21 protein-coding genes are annotated in these 20,163 nt (G+C 33.8%); 11 read left to right on the plus strand and 10 right to left on the minus strand.

The features are described 5' to 3' along the window. Positions 1-6: 6 nt before the first annotated feature. Positions 7-870, minus strand: a complete 864-nt coding sequence (locus VB798_RS01675) for a chromate resistance protein ChrB domain-containing protein (protein ID WP_323255292.1) — start codon at positions 868-870, stop codon at positions 7-9. Positions 871-1,003: 133 nt separating this feature from the next. Here VB798_RS01675 and VB798_RS01680 point away from each other — a divergent pair, with 133 nt between their 5' ends. Beyond that, positions 1,004-1,960: a sulfite exporter TauE/SafE family protein gene (locus tag VB798_RS01680; protein ID WP_323255294.1), complete on the plus strand. Its 957-nt coding sequence runs from the start codon at positions 1,004-1,006 to the stop codon at positions 1,958-1,960. 170 nt (positions 1,961-2,130) lie between these two features. Here the strand turns inward: VB798_RS01680 and VB798_RS01685 are convergent, their stop codons facing one another. Further along, a complete protein-coding gene (locus VB798_RS01685; RefSeq protein ID WP_323255296.1) occupies positions 2,131-3,888 on the minus strand; it encodes an ABC transporter ATP-binding protein in 1,758 nt (585 codons plus the stop codon). Positions 3,889-4,205: 317 nt separating this feature from the next. On the opposite strand from VB798_RS01685, the gene VB798_RS01690 reads away from it, so the two are divergent. The 5 genes from VB798_RS01690 to VB798_RS01710 all read left to right on the plus strand — a co-directional run bounded on the left by VB798_RS01690 (position 4,206) and on the right by VB798_RS01710 (position 7,522). Continuing rightward, positions 4,206-4,754, plus strand: a complete 549-nt coding sequence (locus VB798_RS01690; RefSeq protein ID WP_323255298.1) for a hypothetical protein — start codon at positions 4,206-4,208, stop codon at positions 4,752-4,754. Between the two features lie 70 nt (positions 4,755-4,824). Beyond that, the gene (locus tag VB798_RS01695; RefSeq protein WP_323255300.1) at positions 4,825-5,430 is read left to right on the plus strand and encodes a hypothetical protein; all 606 of its coding nucleotides are present in this window, start codon (positions 4,825-4,827) and stop codon (positions 5,428-5,430) included. A 21-nt stretch (positions 5,431-5,451) separates the two neighbouring features. Beyond that, entirely contained in the window at positions 5,452-6,093 is a 642-nt protein-coding gene (locus tag VB798_RS01700) for a hypothetical protein (protein ID WP_323255302.1), read from the plus strand. Further along, the gene (locus tag VB798_RS01705; protein WP_323255304.1) at positions 6,069-6,860 is read left to right on the plus strand and encodes a sensor histidine kinase; all 792 of its coding nucleotides are present in this window, start codon (positions 6,069-6,071) and stop codon (positions 6,858-6,860) included. The genes VB798_RS01700 and VB798_RS01705 overlap by 25 nt, the downstream gene beginning before the upstream one ends. A gap of 14 nt (positions 6,861-6,874) precedes the next feature. Further along, a complete protein-coding gene (locus VB798_RS01710) occupies positions 6,875-7,522 on the plus strand; it encodes a response regulator transcription factor (protein ID WP_323255306.1) in 648 nt (215 codons plus the stop codon). A gap of 61 nt (positions 7,523-7,583) precedes the next feature. Here the strand turns inward: VB798_RS01710 and VB798_RS01715 are convergent, their stop codons facing one another. The 5 genes from VB798_RS01715 to VB798_RS01735 all read right to left on the minus strand — a co-directional run bounded on the left by VB798_RS01715 (position 7,584) and on the right by VB798_RS01735 (position 11,420). Then, entirely contained in the window at positions 7,584-8,318 is a 735-nt protein-coding gene (locus VB798_RS01715; protein ID WP_323255308.1) for an acyl-[acyl-carrier-protein] thioesterase, read from the minus strand. Positions 8,319-8,460: 142 nt separating this feature from the next. Next, positions 8,461-9,186: a carboxypeptidase-like regulatory domain-containing protein gene (locus tag VB798_RS01720; protein ID WP_323255310.1), complete on the minus strand. Its 726-nt coding sequence runs from the start codon at positions 9,184-9,186 to the stop codon at positions 8,461-8,463. 122 nt (positions 9,187-9,308) lie between these two features. After that, the gene (locus VB798_RS01725; protein WP_323255312.1) at positions 9,309-10,145 is read right to left on the minus strand and encodes a phosphatidate cytidylyltransferase; all 837 of its coding nucleotides are present in this window, start codon (positions 10,143-10,145) and stop codon (positions 9,309-9,311) included. Between the two features lie 26 nt (positions 10,146-10,171). Further along, a complete protein-coding gene (locus tag VB798_RS01730) occupies positions 10,172-10,399 on the minus strand; it encodes a putative signal transducing protein (RefSeq protein WP_323255314.1) in 228 nt (75 codons plus the stop codon). Between the two features lie 88 nt (positions 10,400-10,487). After that, complete coding sequence (locus VB798_RS01735) at positions 10,488-11,420, minus strand: CPBP family intramembrane glutamic endopeptidase (RefSeq protein WP_323255316.1); 933 nt, start codon at positions 11,418-11,420, stop codon at positions 10,488-10,490. Between the two features lie 126 nt (positions 11,421-11,546). Between VB798_RS01735 and dusB the strand changes: the two genes are divergently transcribed. From dusB to frr, 5 genes are all read left to right on the plus strand, one after another. Further along, positions 11,547-12,548, plus strand: a complete 1,002-nt coding sequence (gene dusB, locus VB798_RS01740; RefSeq protein WP_323255318.1) for a tRNA dihydrouridine synthase DusB — start codon at positions 11,547-11,549, stop codon at positions 12,546-12,548. Between the two features lie 123 nt (positions 12,549-12,671). Continuing rightward, positions 12,672-13,580, plus strand: coding sequence for a DMT family transporter (locus VB798_RS01745; RefSeq protein WP_323255320.1), 909 nt, complete (start codon positions 12,672-12,674; stop codon positions 13,578-13,580). 11 nt (positions 13,581-13,591) lie between these two features. Further along, positions 13,592-14,089, plus strand: a complete 498-nt coding sequence (locus VB798_RS01750) for an acetyl-CoA carboxylase biotin carboxyl carrier protein subunit (protein ID WP_323255322.1) — start codon at positions 13,592-13,594, stop codon at positions 14,087-14,089. Positions 14,090-14,169: 80 nt separating this feature from the next. Continuing rightward, complete coding sequence (gene pyrH / locus VB798_RS01755; RefSeq protein WP_323255324.1) at positions 14,170-14,880, plus strand: UMP kinase; 711 nt, start codon at positions 14,170-14,172, stop codon at positions 14,878-14,880. Between the two features lie 78 nt (positions 14,881-14,958). Beyond that, entirely contained in the window at positions 14,959-15,519 is a 561-nt protein-coding gene (gene frr / locus VB798_RS01760; RefSeq protein ID WP_323255326.1) for a ribosome recycling factor, read from the plus strand. 110 nt (positions 15,520-15,629) lie between these two features. Here frr and VB798_RS01765 read toward each other — a convergent pair whose 3' ends face one another. From VB798_RS01765 to VB798_RS01775, 3 genes are all read right to left on the minus strand, one after another. Next, positions 15,630-16,784, minus strand: a complete 1,155-nt coding sequence (locus tag VB798_RS01765) for an FAD-dependent oxidoreductase (RefSeq protein WP_323255328.1) — start codon at positions 16,782-16,784, stop codon at positions 15,630-15,632. Between the two features lie 30 nt (positions 16,785-16,814). Next, the gene (locus tag VB798_RS01770; protein WP_323255330.1) at positions 16,815-17,558 is read right to left on the minus strand and encodes a helix-turn-helix domain-containing protein; all 744 of its coding nucleotides are present in this window, start codon (positions 17,556-17,558) and stop codon (positions 16,815-16,817) included. Positions 17,559-17,828: 270 nt separating this feature from the next. Then, positions 17,829-19,796 carry a DUF2075 domain-containing protein gene (locus VB798_RS01775; RefSeq protein ID WP_323255332.1) on the minus strand — a complete coding sequence of 656 codons (1,968 nt, stop codon included), beginning with the start codon at positions 19,794-19,796 and terminating at the stop codon, positions 17,829-17,831. Positions 19,797-20,163 lie beyond the last annotated feature (367 nt).

A 20,163-nucleotide genomic window follows, 5' to 3' on the forward strand; every position in this document is an offset into this window, starting at 1 on the left:
ACGTAATTAACTTTTTGTATCAAACTTACTTTTAGAAATGTTTTTTCTGAAAATAGAGGGATTTTCGCCTGTATGTTTTTTGAAAATACGTGTAAAATGACTTTGGTCAGAAAAACCTGTTAAATAGGCAATCTCTGTTAACGAATGATTTGAAGTACTCATTAAATCAATTGCCTTTTCAATTCTTAGTTTTCGGATGTATTCGCCAAATGATAAATCTTCAAAGTATTTAGAAAATTCTCTGGAAAGATAAGCGGGGTTTACTTCCAATTCTTTAGAAATTTCTTTCAAACTTAATGTAAGATTTGTATCAATTTGATCTTGAATGATGTCTTTCAACTCCTTTGCCCAAGTTGGCGTTTTACGATTATTTCTTGCATCAGGTTGAAATACTTTTTGAAAAACGTTGACCAATAGGTTTTCAAAAGGATTCTGGAAATGCTTTACAGATTGTAGATACTTTGCCCAACTGTATAAACCATCATAAATTATCATTCCTTGTTTTAGTAATTCATGGTCGTCTTGAATATTGTGCGCCATTCCAGCAGCAATTGCCCACAAACCAGCTGATTGTGGAGCAAGGTCATGTCTGTCTGTATCCGCTCCACGTACAATTGTCGCCATTGTATGGATGGCTTCATCTTCAATTGCATATTTTTCAATCAAGCTATCAAAAGTACATAAACCCAATTGGTGCGATAATTCAACATTCGGAACATCAAAAGGAATTGCATTCAGCAAGGTAGCTTGAGTGATAACTTCATCAAAAGGCACAAAAATAAATTCAGCTTCAGTGTCTATATATTTCTTTATCAGCCACGGACAGGCAATTCTATCAATTTTTGGTTTTTCACGGGTTATCCACTTCATCTCGAATGATTTTTATTGAATAACAAAATAAGTATTTATTTACTAAAGATTAAATTTAAAATAATTACTCTACTTGTTTTGTAGATTAATTTAACTCTATTAACTTTGTAGGAAACAAAGAATTTAATTTTTTATGGAAATAGAATCGCCGGCTCAACTAGAACCAGTTGTTGAAAAAAAGAAGTCTTCTAAAAATCCTTTTGAGGAGGCAATTATTAAAATTTGGAAACGAGAACGAACAATTTATGAAGTAGCCATACACTTTTTCAATGCCTTGGCTTTAATGATAGTAGGATATTTCGTTTTTACGTATCTCACCATTCAAAATATCACTACAGGCTTACAGGAAATCAATTCAGATATTTTATACTATATTCTAGGTGGTTTTATTGCTCAAATGATTGATGGAGCGTTAGGAATGGCTTATGGTGTTACAGCTTCTACTTTTTTAGCGAATGTTGGCGTTTCTCCTGCGGTTATTTCGATGAGTGTACACGCCTCTGAAATTTTTACAAGTGGTGTTTCAGGTTATATGCACTTGAAATTTGGAAATGTAAACTCTAAATTATTTAAAGCCGTATTAATTCCAGGAGTAATTGGGGCAGTTTTGGGTGCTTATGCACTTTCTACTTTAGCCGAAAGTTATATGCACTATGTAAAACCAGCAGTTTCAGTTTATACTTTAATTCTGGGTGTTGTAATTATTCAGAAAGCTTTGGTAAAACGCCAACAAAAGAAAAATGTTAAAATGATTGGACCATTAGCTTGGTTTGGTGGAATGATGGATTCTATCGGCGGTGGAGGTTGGGGACCCATTGTTTCCTCTACTTTGATTGCTTCGGGTCGTCATCCAAAATATACCATTGGTTCGGTCAACTTGGCTGAATTCTTTATCTCACTTTCGTCTTCGTTGACTTTTATTTTTGTCATAGGCTTTTCGCAATGGCAAGTAATTTTAGGATTAATACTTGGCGGAATTGTAGCAGCACCTATTGCCGCACGTTTATCAAGTAAATTGCCGGTAAAAGCCTTGATGATTATGGTTGGAATTGTGGTAATCTTAGCAAGTTTAAAGAAGATTTTAGGATAATTTATTGGGGATTTTGGAATGTAAATTTCAGATTTCCGTGTGAAATATTAATGTTATTTTCAATAGGGCTGGACTTAAGTCAAGCCCTATTGAAAAATTACCATAATAAATTTAGCAATTCATTTTACTTAAAAGCTCACTGCTCAAAGCTTAAATCTCAAAGCTATCATCTACGCCGTTACAAACTGCATTTTATGTAAACTTGCATACCAACCATCTTTTTCTAAAAGCTCATCGTGTGTGCCTTCTTCTTTGATTTCGCCTTTGTCTAGCACTAAAATTTTATGAGCATTCTGGATGGTAGAAAGTCTGTGAGCAATCACGATAGCCGTTCTGCCTTTCATCAATTTTGCAATCGCATTCTGAATCATTTCTTCGGTTTCGGTATCGACAGACGAAGTAGCTTCATCCAACACAATTACTTTCGGGTCGTGAACCAAGGCTCTTACAAATGAAATCAATTGTCTTTGTCCAACCGAAAGCGTCGCACCTCTTTCCATCACATTGTAATCATAGCCATCAGGCAAACGTTCGATAAAATCATGCGCACCAACCAATTTTGCGGCTTCAATGATTTTTTCTCTGGTAATACTTTTATCTCCTAAAGTAATATTGTTTTCAATCGTGTCAGAAAATAAAAATACATCCTGCAAAACAACACCAATTTTACTTCTCAAACTATTTAATTCATAGTCTTGTAAATCGACATCGTCCACAAAAATTTTACCTTTATTGATTTCGTAAAAACGACTTAATAAATTAATTGTTGATGATTTCCCAGCGCCTGTTGCTCCGACTAAAGCAATGGTTTCTCCTTGTTTTACTTCAAAAGAAATATCTTTCAACACATATTCTTCGTCATTGTAAGCAAACCAAACGTTTTCGAAACGTACATTTCCTTTTAGTTTATCGGCTTTAAAAGTACCGTTGTTCACCACATATTCGTCTGATTCCAGTAATTTAATAATTCTTTCGGTAGAAACAATTCCCATTTGAAGCGTATTAAAACGGTCTGCCAAAAAGCGAATCGGACGAAAAAACAAGTTCATAAACATAATAAACGCTGTGAGTGTCCCCAATGTCATATCGTGTGTAAGAATCTGTTTTGAACCAAACCAAACAATCAAACCCGTTCCAGCGGCTAAAATTACATCGGCAACTGGAAAGTAAACAGAATATGCCCAAATAGAACGAATATGCGCATTACGGTGTACTTCGTTGATTTTTAGGAATTTGTCATACTCTAATTTCTCAGAATTAAAGATTTGTACAATGTTCATTCCTGTAATATGTTCTTGCACAAAGGAATTCAAGTTGGCTACTGCCAAACGCACTTCATTAAAGCTTTTCTTGATATATTCTTTGAACAAATACGTGGAAATCACCATAAACGGAACGGTACAAAGACAAATCAAAGTCAAACGCCAATCTGTCCAAAACATGACGCCTGTGATTAAAACCAATTGCAGAATATCGCCAGCAATTGCCGCCAAACCTTCTGAAAACACATCATTAAGCGTTTCAATATCTGAAACAGTACGAGTCACCAAACGACCGATGGGCGTATCATCAAAAAACTTTAGTCGAAGCGAAAGTATTTTCTCGTATAGTTGCACACGGATGTCACGAATAACGGTTTGTCCTAACCAACCAGCCATATAAGCACTAACAAATTGCAGAAAACCTTGTAAGAGTAAAACTCCAATCATCAACAAAAGCATGTTAGCAAGCATCGGATAATTGCCAGCTACAATATAATTATCAATGGTATGGCGAATTAACAATGGATTAAGCGGCACCACACAAGCCGAAACCATGATGATGACAACCAAAGACCAAAACCTTAAGCGATAAGGAGTAAGGAAACTGTAAATTCTTTTAAGGATTTGTATATCAAATATTTGCCCGCTTTTTTCTTCTTTTCTCATTAATTTGTTTGAAATATTGAGGTGGTTTTCAATAACACTTCAAAATTAACATAAGATTTTGGGGAATGGTTTAGCATGGTGGAAATAAGTAGCATTCAACTATCAGTTTTTTAGTATTAAAAAAGGTATAAAAAGACTAAAAAATAACCCCGTATTTTCCCCGTATTGATAGCGTAGAAATACGGTATTTTACCTCAAAAAGCCTTTAATTTGTTGATTTTGATGGTTTTAGTGAAAATGCCTATTGTGTAAATGATGATTAAATAGTAGTTTCAAATAGTTAAATCGAATCTAAAACATAAACCGCTTAAATTATCATGAAAAATACACTGATTCTATTACTCGGCATTTTTGTTGGTAGCCTCAACCTCATTTTTAACTTCAAACCTACTTCGATAGAAGGGCAAAAGGAAGAGAAGTTGGTAGCCACAGCTAAAGCTCCTTTGGTGATGGATACTTCCCCTAATGATGCCAAAGAAATGATTAGCAATTTGTATGCTTTTATGAAGAAAAATCCAGAAAAGACACCAGCTTTATTTAATAGAAGTTATGCTTTGGATTTTAGATATTTCAATCAGATTATCGAAAAACATGATTTAATAAATTTTGTAAACGACCCTACAAACAAATCAGAAGCATTAAAAATTAGAATTTACCCAGCATTGAGAAAGCAAGGAAATACTGAAGCCTTGACATTTATTATGATGATAGAGAAAAATGGAAAAATGTTATGGGATAGTAATAATCCAAACTCTCCTCAACTTGAAATACAGGACCAAATGGGTATTTGTCCGATAATTTGTCCAGAGGAAAATGATTTATTTACTGAATCAGAATGGAAGAAGAAAACCAGCCTTTATAACTAAAACTAAGAGTATTTAAAATTTAACTATAAATATTTAACCGTTTCACAATTTAAACCCCTAATAAAAACAAATGGATATTAAATTAAAAACAACTGCCACTATTAATGAAATAAGTGCTTTAAAAATTGTAAATAAAGAAGCGACTATGACTTCAAGTCCCAAAGACATTGATTTATCTGAAAACACAACTACTCAAGGAGCATTTGGGAAATTTGTATCAAAAGAATTTGCTTGTGATGTATTTAAAAGCTACAAGCAAACAATTCAAACAGCACCTTCTTCACCTTTTGGCAAAGATGTAGAAAGAGTATTTTTTAGTAGAGAATTAATTGATTTGATTCTTTCTCAAAGTGGTTGTGAGGGAATTTCAGTTTATTATGTTTACCCACCAACTGTAGAACAGATAAATGATATGGTTCTTAATAATGCCAGAATAAAAGAATCCGACATTAAAAGACATCTCTCAGTTTTAATCTTAGGAAATGACGGAAATGGAAAACCTTTGGTAGATATAGAAAATCCAACGCAAGGTTCTAACAGTATAATTGCTGAAGTAGGTGCACCTCCACCATACAATAAGACTCTTAGAGGAAGTGGAGAAGCTTGGAGTGCGGAAAAATCTGTAAAATCAACAATGGAAAATAGGACAACAGGCATTGATTATTTATCTTTATAAGATAAATAATCAATTACTTAAATGGATTTAGGTTTATATATTCTTTATTTGATACTTCTAACTGTATGTTTTATTTTAAGTTTGATTAAAATAAAAGGAAATCAATTAAAAATTTTTCCTTATTTACTTTTTTGTTCATTAGTAACAGAGATAACCGTCTCTGTTACTAATTATGTTTACAAAAATCATGGAATAATGTACTTAATTTATCAAATTTATATTCCTATTGAGTTTTTGTTTTTGATTTTTTTTTTAAAACAAAGCATTACTGATAATAAAATATCAAGCTTTATTAATTGGACTATTCTGTTTTTTTTTATTGCAGATTTTATTCTAATTTATTTTCAAGGTATTTTTATTTTCCCAGGTCACATCCTTAATTTAGAAGGGATAATAATATCAATTTTAGCTTGTAATATGTTATTGAATCTACCAATTGATATTAATACTCCAATACATAAAGTGTCTCTACTTTGGATTAGTTTAGGCTTACTTACTTATTATTCATCTTCATTTATTTTCAATGGACTTTATAATTATCTTTTTATTAACGCAATTAAAAGTCTTTCTTTTCTACAATCAGTGTTGATGATGCTTCCTAATTATTTATTGTATTTGTTTATTTCAATAGGAATTTTATGCTCCAACCCAACTCAGAAATAGTAGTAACAATCATAAGTGTTTCAGTTTTGCTAACTGTAATGATAGTATTTGTTTTTATCGCTATTCTTAGATACCAAAATAGAGTTCGTATTCATTTAGAAGAGGTGACAAATCTCAAAATTGCTTATGAACAAGAGATTCTTAAATCTCAGTTAGAAATTCAAAACCAGACTTTACAAGAAATTGCTCAAGAATTGCATGATAATATTGGTCAGTTACTTTCTGTGGCTAGGATTAATTTGAATGTCATGGAAGAGGAAGTAGATGATAAAGATGGTTACATCAAACAAACTAACGAGATTATCAATCAATCTATCAACGATTTACGTGCTCTAACAAAAAGCTTTGATGGTGACTTTGTACAACAATTTGGTTTAGAAGAAAGTCTCTCTCACGAAATCGCTAGAATCCGTAAAACAAAACGCTTTGCTACAGAAATCAATATTGTTGGCGAAAAATATTCGCTTGGTTATGAACGAGAAATTGTTTTATTTAGAGTAGCGCAAGAGATTCTAAATAATGCTCTCAAGCATTCTAAAGCCCAAAATTTAATAGTACTTTTAAATTACACACCCGAAACTTTTGAACTGACTATCAAAGATGATGGAAAAGGTTTCGATATCGAAAGAATTCAGCAAAATGAAATAAATCAATCGGGGGCAGGACTTAGAAATATTCAAAGAAGAGTAAAACTGATAGGAGGGATTTGCCAGATTAGTTCTGAAATCGGAAAAGAAACACAAATTACAATTACATTAAACCACTAAGTAAGATTTAAAAAATGAAATACAAAATTGCCATTGTAGATGACCACACTTTATTTGCTAATGCTTTGGCAGGCTTAGTCCAAAAAATGGAAACTTTTGAAGTGATGTTCGAGGTTGGTAATGGAAAAGAATTGATTCAGCACTTTAAATTAAAAATGATTCCAGATGTTGTGCTGTTAGACATCAATATGCCTGAAATGGATGGCTACGAAACGGCTTTATGGTTGAAGAATAATTACCCAGAAGTAAAAGTATTAGCACTTTCGATGTTCGATAAAGAGGAGGCAATTGTCGGAATGTTAAGAAATGGTGCTAAAGGGTATTTACTGAAAGGTTGTAAACCTTCTGAACTCAGAACAGCTTTAGATAATGTTATCAATAAAGGATTTCACTACACAGAATTTGTAACGGATAAATTATTAAAAAGCTTGAATCCTGAAAAAGTTAAAAATCCCATCAAAGAATTAGGTTTGAACGACCGTGAACTTGAATTTGTTCGTCATGCTTGTACAGAACTTACTTACAATCAAATCGCAGATTTGATGTGTTGTAGTGCCAGAACTGTAGATGGTTATCGAGAACAAGCTTTCTACAAAATGAAAGTAAAGACAAGAGTAGGAATTGTTGTAGAGGCGATAAAATTAGGAATTGTTACTTTGTAGCTTTGAGTCATCAGCCTTGGTAATCCAACGCTAATGACTCAAAGTTCAGATTCCTGATAGCTTACAAAGTCCAAACAGTTTCACCTGTCACCAATTCTAGTCCGTTTTGATTGACCATTTTGTGAATAAACCCATCTTTTCCTCTTTGGCTTTGTGTGATAATTTTATCTCCGAAAAGACTTTCGTTCTTAAAAATAATTTCAAAAGTTTTTAGTACTCCATCGTTCAGCACATTGGTAGGAACACTTTCCATCAACCATTCTACATATCGATTATTATTTGCATGTTGGTTTGAATCAATATCATGCCAACGAATATCGAAAGCTCTTTGTGTTTCAACAGTAGTCAAGGGTGAAATTTTACCAGCAACCTTTTGTACGGGCTTTTCGCTTCCACAAGTTGGAGTGATGGCACGCATCCAGTCTGGCACAGATGTTATTCTACGACGAGCAATATCAATCAAGCCAAACAAGGCATTGGCACGAATTATTTCAACGCCAGCGGCATTATAGACTTTAAAATCACGATAGTAAAAATACTTGTCTATTTCTTGAACGTATGTTTTTACAACAACGGTTTCGTCATAAGATGGCAATTGTTCAATCCATATTTTCATGCGAGATAACACCCAAGTAATATTATGTTGGGCACTCAAATCTGGTGCAGAAACATTAGCAACAACAGAATGCCGCCAAGCCATTTCTTGAAACAGTCCATTCAAAGCAGGAATGGTTAGATTGCTGTGGGCATCTACTTCGGTAATTCTAATTCGGTATGATTCAGTAATAAACTCCAATATTCAAAGTGGTTAAATATGTTTATAAAAATGAAAAACTTCCAAAAAACAGTTCAAACGAACCGTTTTTCTGGAAGTTTTTATAATTGATAAATGCTGTGAAAATTACTGGAAAATGTAACTAAGCAAAATAACATTCAATCTAATTTCCAGTTTTTTGTTCTTTCAAGAATTTCTGACGAGAAATTCCCTCAGAAGGAGCATCTTCATAAGCTTTTTTGTACTCAGTCTTTTTTAAATCTCCATTTTTGATTGACTTAATGAAATTTGCCCAAGCAAAAGGGTTGGTAAATGCCATTAAAGGACTTTGCACGAAGCTTCTATTAGCAGCTGAGAAAGTCATTTGGTCTGAAAAGTTCTTGAAATTTCCTGCGCCACTCAATCCCGCTCTTAAAGCCAATACATTCAATTTCGATTGCTCAAGGTTTTTTGCTAAAGCTTTTCTTCCTGCTTCATTATCCAATTTCATGTCCAGAAAAGCTTTTTTAAATTCATCTTCTGTTCTGTATGGATAAATTTTTACTTCCGCCAACATCTTAGAATCTTCGGTCATAAAAATGGTAGCAACTTGAGTCTGATCGTTGGTTCTTGGAATGATGTAATACTTCTTTTTATAACCAACGTAAGAAAATACTACGCTATCACCAGGATATACATACAAAGAAAAATTACCAAAATCATCTGTCAAAGTACCTCTTCCTGACTGTGGATTGAAAACATAAGCATTCGGTAGAAACTCAGAACTACGGTCGGCAACAACTCTACCCGAAAAAATAACGGATTTGTCTTGTCCTTGTCCAAAGCTAGTGTATTGAGATAGACAAATGATAAAAGCAATTGTAAATATGTATTTTAATTTTAATAGCATCGTTTCACTTTCAGATGATGAATTTTATGTAAACTTACTCAATTTAACGCTTTCAAATGATAATCTTGTGTTGCTTTAACAGTTTTTAACGTTTCGTAAGTCTAGTAGAATTCAGGCTAGATTTACGGAAACAACTTTAAAAAAGTAATGATAAATGGAATAGAAAGTAACAAACCATCGAATCTATCTAAAAAACCACCATGCCCCGGAATGGTTGAAGCAGAGTCTTTTATTTTGATACTTCTTTTAAATAATGATTCTACTAAATCTCCATAAGTACCCGCTACCACAATAATTGCACCACAACCAAACCACTGCCAAGTTAAAAGGTCCGTAAAGTATTTTGAAAGAATAAAAGAAACAAGCATCGAAGCTAAGAATCCACCAACACTTCCTTCCCAAGATTTTTTGGGTGATACTCTTTCAAATAACTTGGTTCTGCCAAACTTTGTTCCAGCAAAATAAGCACCTGTATCGCTTGCCCATAACAAAAATAAACAACCTAAAGGACGTTGCCAACTAAAATTTGTACTATTTAAAAATGCCAAAATGATAATTAAGGCAAATGGCAATGCTACATAAATAACACCTAAAAAAGTATAAGCGATATTTTTAAAAGGTTTTTCATCTTGTGCTTTATAGAGTTTGATAAAAAATATCAAAGCCATCAAAGGTGAAAGTATATAATAATTGGCTTCGTGGATAATTCCTTTTTCGATGAGGAAAGTAACTGAAACCAATACAAAGCCACAAAAAGTACCGTAATAAGTTAAAGGTTCGTCGCCGTCTAGCCCCAATAATTTATAAAATTCAAGTTGAGCTAAGATGGCAATAATAGCAAAAAGCCCAAAGAAAGTCCAATCGCTAAAAACAATGCAAAATATCAAAAAAGGAACAGCCACAACCGCTGCAATTACCCTTTGTTTCAGATTCGACATTCCTTGTAGTTTTTCATTCATATTGATTATTTTTTAATTAGTGATACTTATGCAATTTCTTTACTTTCTTCCAATCCTCCTTCATTATCCAATAAAAACTTGGCTAAAACAGCATCTTTCTGGTGAACATATACTTCACACAGCCCGATAAGATAAGAACTATCTCTTTTACTGACGATAACCGCATTGATTTGGTGTTCATCTTCCAAATAAGCTTTGGCTAATTCTGCTTTAAATGGATTTGCAGATTCGTAAATTTTCTTCCAATCATTCATTAAGTAAAAGTTATGAATTATGAGCAATCCGCTGTAGCGGTGATGAATTCTGATTCGTTTGTCTATTTCTTTTAGACTATCTATAAAATCAATCGTCACTTCTGTAAATACTATGTTGCCAAAACCAGCGGAGTAATAACACAGTAAATAAACATGAAACCAATGCTAAGCCAACAGGTACAGATTCTGTTTGTTCAATATCAGTTTTAGTTACTTTCATTTGATAAAGATAAGCCATCAACAAAGTAAAGCCATTATTTACAAAATGGGCAAACATTGATAGCCACAGGTTTTGTGTCCAGTAATACAAATAGCCAAACATGGCACCCAGTAACATTCTTGGAATAAAACCGAAAAATTGAAAATGAATAAAACTAAACCAAAAAGCCGCAAACCAAATGGCTATATGTGGATTTTTGAAAGCTTTTAAAGCTAGATTTTGTAAAATGCCTCTGAATAATAACTCTTCACTAACGCCAGCTAGTACTGCAACAACAAAAATCGCCAAGGCAAATTGTGCTGGATTATTAAAATTAGTCAAAAATTTAGTGAGACCCTCCATCGATTTTTCAGATGTTCTCATCCATTCTTCAACTCCTTTCATTGATGCAGGCAATTGCATTTTTTGATTCAGTTCGATAAAAACAGCATCAAAAGGCATAAAACCAATTACTAAAATAGCAACGAGCATCAATACTTGTAAGTTAGTAGCTTGGAAACTTAAAGTTTGAATGCTTTGTTTTTCGATAACCGACCAATAAAACATGGAAGCACCAATAAATGCCATCGGTGTTGAAAGCATCTGAAGAACCATAATTCCAAGATAAGTATTGGGATAATCGTTAAGATGTTGTTGGAAATTAGCTGCTTCAGTAATGGGCATTCCTGTAATGGCTGAAAGAGCGAAAAGTCCTATTGTGGAGCCAACAAACAAGAAAATTAAGGTCAAACCCACTAAAATCATTAGCTTGGCTATAAAGGGGCGTTCAGTTTGTGGACGAAAAGTATCGAATTCTGTCATAATGGTTGTAAATTTACGTAAAAATTAGCAGTGGACAATTATCAAAAACAGCGAAAAAAGCTGTTTAAATTAATATTCACTCAAAGGATGGGTAAAAAATCATCCGAGAATAATTGAAAAAGAACAATGGTCAAGATTAAAAACATAGAATTAGGTGAATTTCCTTTATTACTTGCTCCGATGGAAGACGTTTCAGATCCTCCATTCCGTGCAGTTTGTAAGGAAAATGGTGCTGATTTAATGTACACTGAATTTATTTCTTCTGAAGGGCTAATTCGTGATGCGGCGAAATCTATTCAGAAATTAGATATTTTTGAATACGAACGCCCGATTGGTATTCAGCTTTTTGGTTCGGATATAGAAACCATGAGAAATTGTGGAGAAATTGCTACCAAGGCTGGTCCAGATTTGATAGACATCAATTATGGCTGTCCAGTTAAACAAGTGGCTTGTCGTGGTGCTGGTGCGGCTTTATTGCAAGACATTCCTAAAATGGTATTGATGACCAAAGCTGTTGTAGAATCTACACATTTACCAGTAACCGTAAAAACTCGTTTGGGTTGGGACGATACTACTAAAAATATTGAAGATGTAGCAGAACGTTTACAAGATATTGGTATCGAGGCGCTTACGATTCATGGAAGAACCAGGGTACAAATGTATAAAGGTGATGCCGATTGGCGATTGATTGCCAAAGTAAGAGAAAATCCAAGAATTAGAATTCCGATTTTTGGTAACGGAGATATTGATTCACCAGAAAAAGCACTTGAATACAAAAATCGTTATGGAGTAGATGGTATCATGATTGGGAGAGCATCCATTGGTTATCCTTGGATTTTCAATGAAATCAAACATTTTATGAAAACGGGAGAACATCTTGCTCCGCCAACAATTCAAGATAGAATTGATGTTTGTAAAAAACACTTAGATTTTAGTATTCGTTGGAAAGGAAATCATGTGGGCATCGTTGAAATGAGAAGACACTATTCTAATTACTTCAAAGGAATATCACATTTTAAAGAGTTCCGAATGCGATTAGTTACTTCGATGGACTATGAAGAAATTTTAGGAATTCTCAACGAAGTATCAATATTTTATGGCGAAGAAGAATTGCTCGTAAAAGCTTAAAAGAAGGCGAAGTAAATGTGAATTTTACTTCGCCTTTTTAAATTTTTCTACAAACTACTTATCACTAAAGGGTTATCTTCAAATCAGAAGAAACTTTCTTGATTTTGCAAGGGTTATCTTTTTATGAAAACAACCCTTACTACTTCAACAACAACCTCCACGAAACTTCAAAATCCTTTACTTGTTTGGGGCTTATTAGCACTTTTAGCGGGCATTTGGGGAAGTTCGTTTATTTTAGTCAAAAAAAGTTTAGTCGTTTTTGACCCCGCCCAAGTCGGTTCACTTCGTATTTTCTCGGCTTTTTGTTTCTTTCTTCCATTTTTTATTATCAATTTCAAGAAAATCCCTTTTGCTAAAGCTAAGTATTTTTTATTAGCAGGTTTATTAGGGAATCTTCTGCCAGCTTTCCTGTTCTCGTTGGCTGGTTCAAAACTTGATAGTGGCGTTTCTGGCGCTTTAAATTCTACAACGCCTTTGTTTACGTTGATTATTGGTGCGGGCTTCTTTGGAAATAAAATCACCAAGCGACAAAGCTTTGGTATTGTACTTGGTTTTATTGGTGCTATTTTATTGATTTTGGCGGGTGCTACTGGTTTCCATGTAAATGGCTATGCACTTTTTGTGATTGCCGCTACTTTACTTTATGGAATCAATCTGAACATTACTAAAAAATATTTGACGGGTTTAGGAATCGACTCATTCTTGATTACTTCATGTATCTTCATGACCATCGGACCAATTGCTGCTGGCGTATTATTTTCGACCGACTTCATTTCAAAATTACAAGAACCTAATGCTATTCAAGCCCTAGTTTTTGCGATGTTGCTGGGCATTTTAGGTTCAGCCATTGCGATGGTACTTTTCAATCGTTTAATTCAGATGACGAGTGCCGTGCTGGCAAGTTCTGTTACTTATCTTATTCCAATCGTTGCGATTCTTTGGGGAGTGATAGACGGTGAAGCTATATTATTTCAGCATTATTTAGGCATGAGTATTATTCTTATTGGTGTATATTTGGTGAACAAATCTTAAATAAATTTCTCATGTTGAAAGCCATCGTAAACCAGCAAACATTTAATATTCATGCTGATAATTCAGCCACTATCATTGATGGTCAAACATTGGACTGGGACATTGTTGAAATCCGTAAAAATCATTTTCATATTCTCTATAAAAATCGTTCTTACAATGCTGAAGTACTAGAAGCCGATTATCAAGCAAAGACGTTTTTACTTAGTTTGAACAAAAGGCAATTTGTTGTAAACGTAAAAGACCGTTTTGATATATTGTTAGAACAATTAGGAATGACAGACGCCGCCAATGCCAAAGTAAATGATTTGAAAGCACCCATGCCGGGGCTTATCGTATCAATACAAGTACAAGTTGGTGATAGCATTAAAAAAGGAGATTCATTATTGATTTTAGAAGCCATGAAAATGGAAAATGTTTTGAAAGCAACTGGCGACGGTAAAGTAAAAAGCATTAAAGTAAATAATAAACAGAATGTAGAAAAGAATCAGGTTTTAATAGAATTTGAGTAAGTCTTTATCCTGATAAGCGACAATTTTCCACGCCAAATAAAAAAAAAGTATATCTTTGCCTCCGAAAAAAACCTTAAATCATGGACAAACCGAAGTATAAACGAATTCTTCTCAAACTATCAGGCGAAGCCCTCAGTTCAGATGGTGAAGTAATTGACCCATCAATTTTAGAGCAATACGCTCTTGAAATTAAGAAAGTAAAAGAATTAGGCGTTGAAATTGCCATTGTGATTGGCGGAGGAAATATCTTCCGTGGGGCAGCAGCAGCTAAAGCAGGTATTGACCGTGTTCAAGGAGATTATATGGGAATGCTCGCTACTGTTATCAACGGCATGGCGATTCAAGGTTCTTTAGAAAAACACGGTATGTTTACTCGTTTACAAACTGCTATCAAAATGGATGCTGTTTGTGAACCATTTATTCGTCGTAGAGCGATGCGCCATTTAGAAAAGGGACGTATTGTTATTTTCGGAGCTGGAACTGGAAACCCATATTTTACAACAGATTCTACTGCGGCTTTGCGTGCGATTGAAATCGAAGCAGATGTGGTATTAAAAGGAACTAGAGTTGATGGTGTTTACACTGCCGACCCAGAAAAAGACCCAACTGCTACTCGTTATACGAATCTTTCATTTACAGAAGCAATCAGCAAAGGTTTGAAAATTATGGATACTACGGCATTTACTTTATGCCAAGAAAACAAAGTTCCAATCATTGTATTTGATATGAACAAAAGTAACAACTTAGTAGATTTAGCAAGAGGAGAAGAAGTAGGAACTTTAATTAGTTAATGATTTAGGTAAACCGATGAAGATTTTCTAATTCAATCGAAAACCTTGTAATCAATATAGAAAATCCCAAATTAAACAATGGAAGAAATAGAATTTTACATTGATGCAGCCAAAGAAACGATGGATGGAGCGCTCAAGCACTTAGCAATTGAGCTTTCTAAAATTCGTGCAGGAAAAGCAACGCCTTCAATGTTAGATGGTATTCAAGTAGATTATTATGGAATGATGACTCCACTTACTGGAGCTGCATCAATCAATACGCCAGATGCTCGTACAATTGTTGTTAAACCTTTCGAGAAAAAAATGATTGCTGAATGTGAAAAAGCAATTCGTAACTCAAATATTGGTTTAACGCCGATGAACGATGGCGAAATTATCCGTTTAAATATTCCTCCACTTACTGAAGAGCGTCGTCGTGATTTAGTAAAAAGAGTAAAAGCGGAAATAGAAACGGCGAAAATTAATGTAAGAAACGTTCGTCAAGATGCGAACAGTTCAATTAAAAAATTGAAAAACGAAGGTGTTTCTGAAGATGCTGTGAAAGCAGGAGAGGAGCGCATTCAAAAAATGACTGATAGTTATATTCTTAAAGTAGATGCAGTATTTGCTGATAAGGAAAAAGATATTATGTCGGTGTAATTAAGAATTGTGAGTTTTGAATGCTGAATTAGGAATGAAAAGCAGTATTTAGAATTATTTCTTTGCCGTTGCTTGTATTTTCACTAGCAACGGCATTTTTTTTATTCTTGTTAACTAAAAAAGGCGGTCATTGTTGTTAGTGCATTTTCACTGTGCATTCGTTCTCCATTTTCAAGTGACTCTTCTGCCATTCTTGAAGCCCTCTTCCGCATATTTGTTTCATAAAAAGAAATAGCGTCTTGTATTGAGTTATGTTGATTCGTTGTTAAACGCTCACTCAATTCTAAGGCGTCAAGCATTGCCATATTTACTCCTTCACCAGCAAAAGGTGGCATTAAGTGAGCAGCATCACCAAGGATTGTCACGTTTGGCAAAGCTTCCCAAGTTTGGTTTAATGGCATGCAATTGATTGGTCGTGGAATAAAGGGCGTCGTTGCATTTTCAAATAACTCATGCCAAACATTACTCCATTCTGAATATGTCGTTTTAAACCATTCAAGTATTTGTGCTTTATTTGAAAAATCTAAACCGCTCTCAGTTGTCCAATTTTCTTCTGCTTTGAAACTTGCATAAAATCCAATTTCACCATTAGCTTTTTGTCCCATCAAAATATCTTTTTCATTGCCAAAAGCCATTATTTTTCCTCCACGTAATATCGCAGAAATGTGTGGGACATATTTTTCAGCTTCATATACATTACCTTCAAGCATTGTAATGCCAGAGTAAAAAGGTTTTATATCAGTGATGTAAGGTCTAATTTTTGAGTTTGCTCCATCTGCACCTATCACAATGTCGGCATAGGCATTTTTCTCATTTTTGAAATGTAATAGCCAACCCTCATCTTGTTTTTCCATTGATAAAAAGTGACTATCCCAAACAATATTTTCAGGCTGCAATGAGTCTAATAATATTTTCCGTAATGCTCCTCGGTCTATTTCAGGGCGGAAATGTTCGTGTCCAAAATCCTCACTTTGTTCGGTTTCGTGGTCGCTAAAAACTATTTCTGCGATTGCATTCGTAATGGTAGTTTTATCGGCACCAACTAGATAATTTTGTTTGAATTCATCTAATAAGTTGGCTTTTCGTAAAGCTGCTAAACCTGAATCATCGTGCAGGTCAAGAGGCGAACCTTGTACTCTTGCATTTTTATCAATATCTCTTTCATACACTTTTACATTAACGCCTTTAAGTTGTAAAAGTCTTGCCAATGTTAGTCCACCCGGACCACCGCCAATAATGGCTATTTGCTTATTTTGTAACAACATGATTTTAAAATTTAGACTTTAAAATTATGCTTACTCACAGACTAAAAATTGTAAAAATCGGTCGTTTTTATTTTTATGTAATTCTTTTGGAGAAACGCCTGAAAGCTGTTTGATTTCTTTAATAAAATGCGATTGGTCGGTGAAATTTAGTTGCGGATACAGTTCTCCTTTATGTATGTGAGGAAGTGAGGCTTGAAAACGAAGTATTTTACAATATGTTTTTAGAGAAAGTCCGAATTGTTGATTGAAATAACGATTGATTTGTCGTTGACTCCAAAGCACTTTTTCAGAAAGTTCTTTGATAGGCATTTCGCCATTTGACGCAAAAATCAATTGAAATAATTTACGTTTGCGTTCATCTATTTTATCAGGCAAAAGGCTGTGTATTTTTTGTGTAATTTTTTTACAAAAACTTTCAAAGTCGTTCAAGTCATCAATAGAGAAATCCCAAAAATCACTAGGCAATATTCTTCCAGTATTTATGATGTTGGCTGTTGAAAGATTGAAGAGATATTCTATGGCAAGTGGGTTAAAACTAACTGAAAAAAAGTTTGAGACTTCTTGATTGGGGTATTTGGGTTTAGTTTCTAAACCTAATAAGGCAATAATGATTTGATTTTCTTTGGTTTTTGAAAATATTAAATCAATTTTTCCATTAGGAATTACCACCGCTTCGTGCTGATTTGAAAAGTTTTGCAAAGAAGAAAAACAATAAACAAAATCAGTGATTGATTTATCAGGTTCGATGATTTGAAAATGTAATGTGTTTTTCATTAGGTTCTTTACACTATTAGTGTCTCATAAAATTTGCTGTGGCGGATGTTTTTAATGAAATTGCTCGTTAGGCATGAACAATGGCATTGCGTTTTATAAAATATTAAATTGTTACCATGTGGTTGCAGTCAGAGACTGCATTTATTTGTAGGTCTAAGTGAAAAACACTTAGACCAGCGAGGGTTTAGAAGCACAAAGTTTCAAATTATTACTAAAGCCCTACTTTTGTTAAACCTATGTTACCGGTTCATGCTTCTTTTTCTAATATCTTTATATAGTCTTTATTCCGCATAATTGAAAGTAATTAAATGTTTTGTCATACAATTCTTTTGGTCTTGTATAGTCAAGGTCGTCACCTTCTGGAATATATATTATTAGTCCTTGTCTGGCTCTTGTCAAAAGTACTCTATAGGCATTTTGCAAATATGTTTTGTCGTTTTCGTTGTGGATATTTTGCCACTTAGTTCCAGAAAAGTATTGACAATTCCACTTTCCATTTTCAAAATAATAGTTAATGTCCCAGGCTATACAAACCCAATCAATTTCTAATCCTTGTATGTCAAATTCCGTTGCTATTTCTTCTAAAAAATACGAAGAACGAATATCATCTGAATTGTTTAGGAACCAATTTGGGGCTGAAATTTCATTTTTAACATCAATTCCTAAAGGTCTTAATCTTCTGCCTCCCGAACTTGCAACTAGCCCAATTCTTTCACTTCCTTTTGCTTGAGTTCTCAGCCATTTTTTTGCTGTTGTCAAATCTCTTGTAACTAAAATTGGAAAAACATTGTTGACTTCTCCTAAAAGAGTACTTGCTCTTTCATGTTTTGCTTCTAAAATTTCGTGCATTAATTCAGAAATTTTCTCTGAACGAAAAGACCTCACAGATACTGATAAATGCAATTCATGCTTTTCTGTAGCTACTGATCGAACCCAATTTCGTAATTCAATGTTTGATAGATAATTAACGTCTGAAGAAATTAAATTAGAGTAATGAATATCCCAGTTGGGATAGTTGTTTTTCAAAGATGAAAGCCATTCAGAAACTCCGGCCTCACCAGTATTTATTTCTTGTCCGCCTCCGATTAAACAGATAATTGTGCACCAATCTTCATGTCTATCCATAACACTGATTAAGAATTCGGGCTCTGACATACCAAAGTCTTCAACGCCTTTTTTTCTTTTCATAAAAGAACTTACTTGTTCTTTTGTCCATGCTCTTTGAGCCTCATCAAAAACTACAACTTTTTCAACTGGAGCTTTCTTCGAAATTAAATTGTCGTCTCGAAAATGATGAATATTTTGAATAAAAGCGTTAGCTTTTATTGCAGCAAGTTTTTTTGTTAGTGCTTGACCATTTTCTTTTGAGGTTGCAACCTCATCTCTGGTCAAAGCTTCTCTTAATACATCTACTAACGGTCCATTGCCGGAAAGAAAAACTGCATGTTCATCTTCATCCGCTTTCATTCTTTCGTTAGCTATATTTAGTCCTGCTAGTGTTTTTCCAGCGCCAGGAACTCCTGTCAAAAAGCAAATTGATTTTTTTTGTTCTCTTTTTGCCGTTTCAATTATTTTGTTAATGCAGTCTGTTGTCTTTGAAAGATTGATTGCTCCTGCATCGTGCCTTGATATTTCTTTTACATTGTGTCCCTTGTAGAGTGCTTGTGCCGCTTCAATTATAGTTGGTGTTGGTTTATAAATTGAATTTTCCCATTTGCTCGGATTTATTTGTTTTCCGTTGCTATGTAAAAGTGATTTAGTAATTACCTCTCTTAAATTTTGTTGATTAGCTTTTAAAGGCTCAAATAAATTGTTCACACTCGTAAATACGTTTTCAATCGGGTCTGCTTTGGTTGAAATCAATATAGGAATTAATTTTTCATGATGACTTCCTTCGTGAAAATTTTGCAAGTCCAAACAGTAGTCAATCACTTGTTCTGTTGATTGTTTCTGATATTGATTATCACCAACTTTAAACTCTAAAACAAAAATAATGTCGTTTATTATTAAAATATTGTCAACTCGCTTTCCCATTCTCGGGATTGAAAATTCAAAATATATTTGTCCATTGTCAATACCTTGAAGTGTGTCTTTGAGAATTGTTATTTGTTTAACCCAAGCATTTTTTTGTAGGTCTTCAAGTGCATGGTTGTGATGCAAACTTAGTTGTCCAAGAATTCGTGTTTCATCATCCTGTAAGAAGTCCGAAATTATATTTGAGTAGTAACTTCTTGTCATTTAAATATCTTAATTATTAGTCATTCGTTTGTCGTCATAGCATGAGCGGTAACTCGTAAATACACATGTTTATGTTTTTTCTAAAAATCAATAATTGATATAAATAAAGCGATTATTGTTTTTGTTTACATTTAAATAGCTAATTGTCAATAAATTATAATTGATAACAATATAAATTACGAAATACAAAACCATAAATTATAAGCAGGATATGAATACTTGATTTAGTGATATACCCTTTCAATCTTTATACACGACACTTTCATTTAGTGAAATGTCATTTTAATCTTTATACACGTCAATTACCTTTTGTGATATGCCCCTTCAATCTTTATACACGCCACTTGCATTTAGTAATATGCCATCT

Source organism: Arcicella lustrica, from assembly GCF_034930985.1.
Classification (GTDB): domain Bacteria; phylum Bacteroidota; class Bacteroidia; order Cytophagales; family Spirosomataceae; genus Arcicella; species Arcicella lustrica.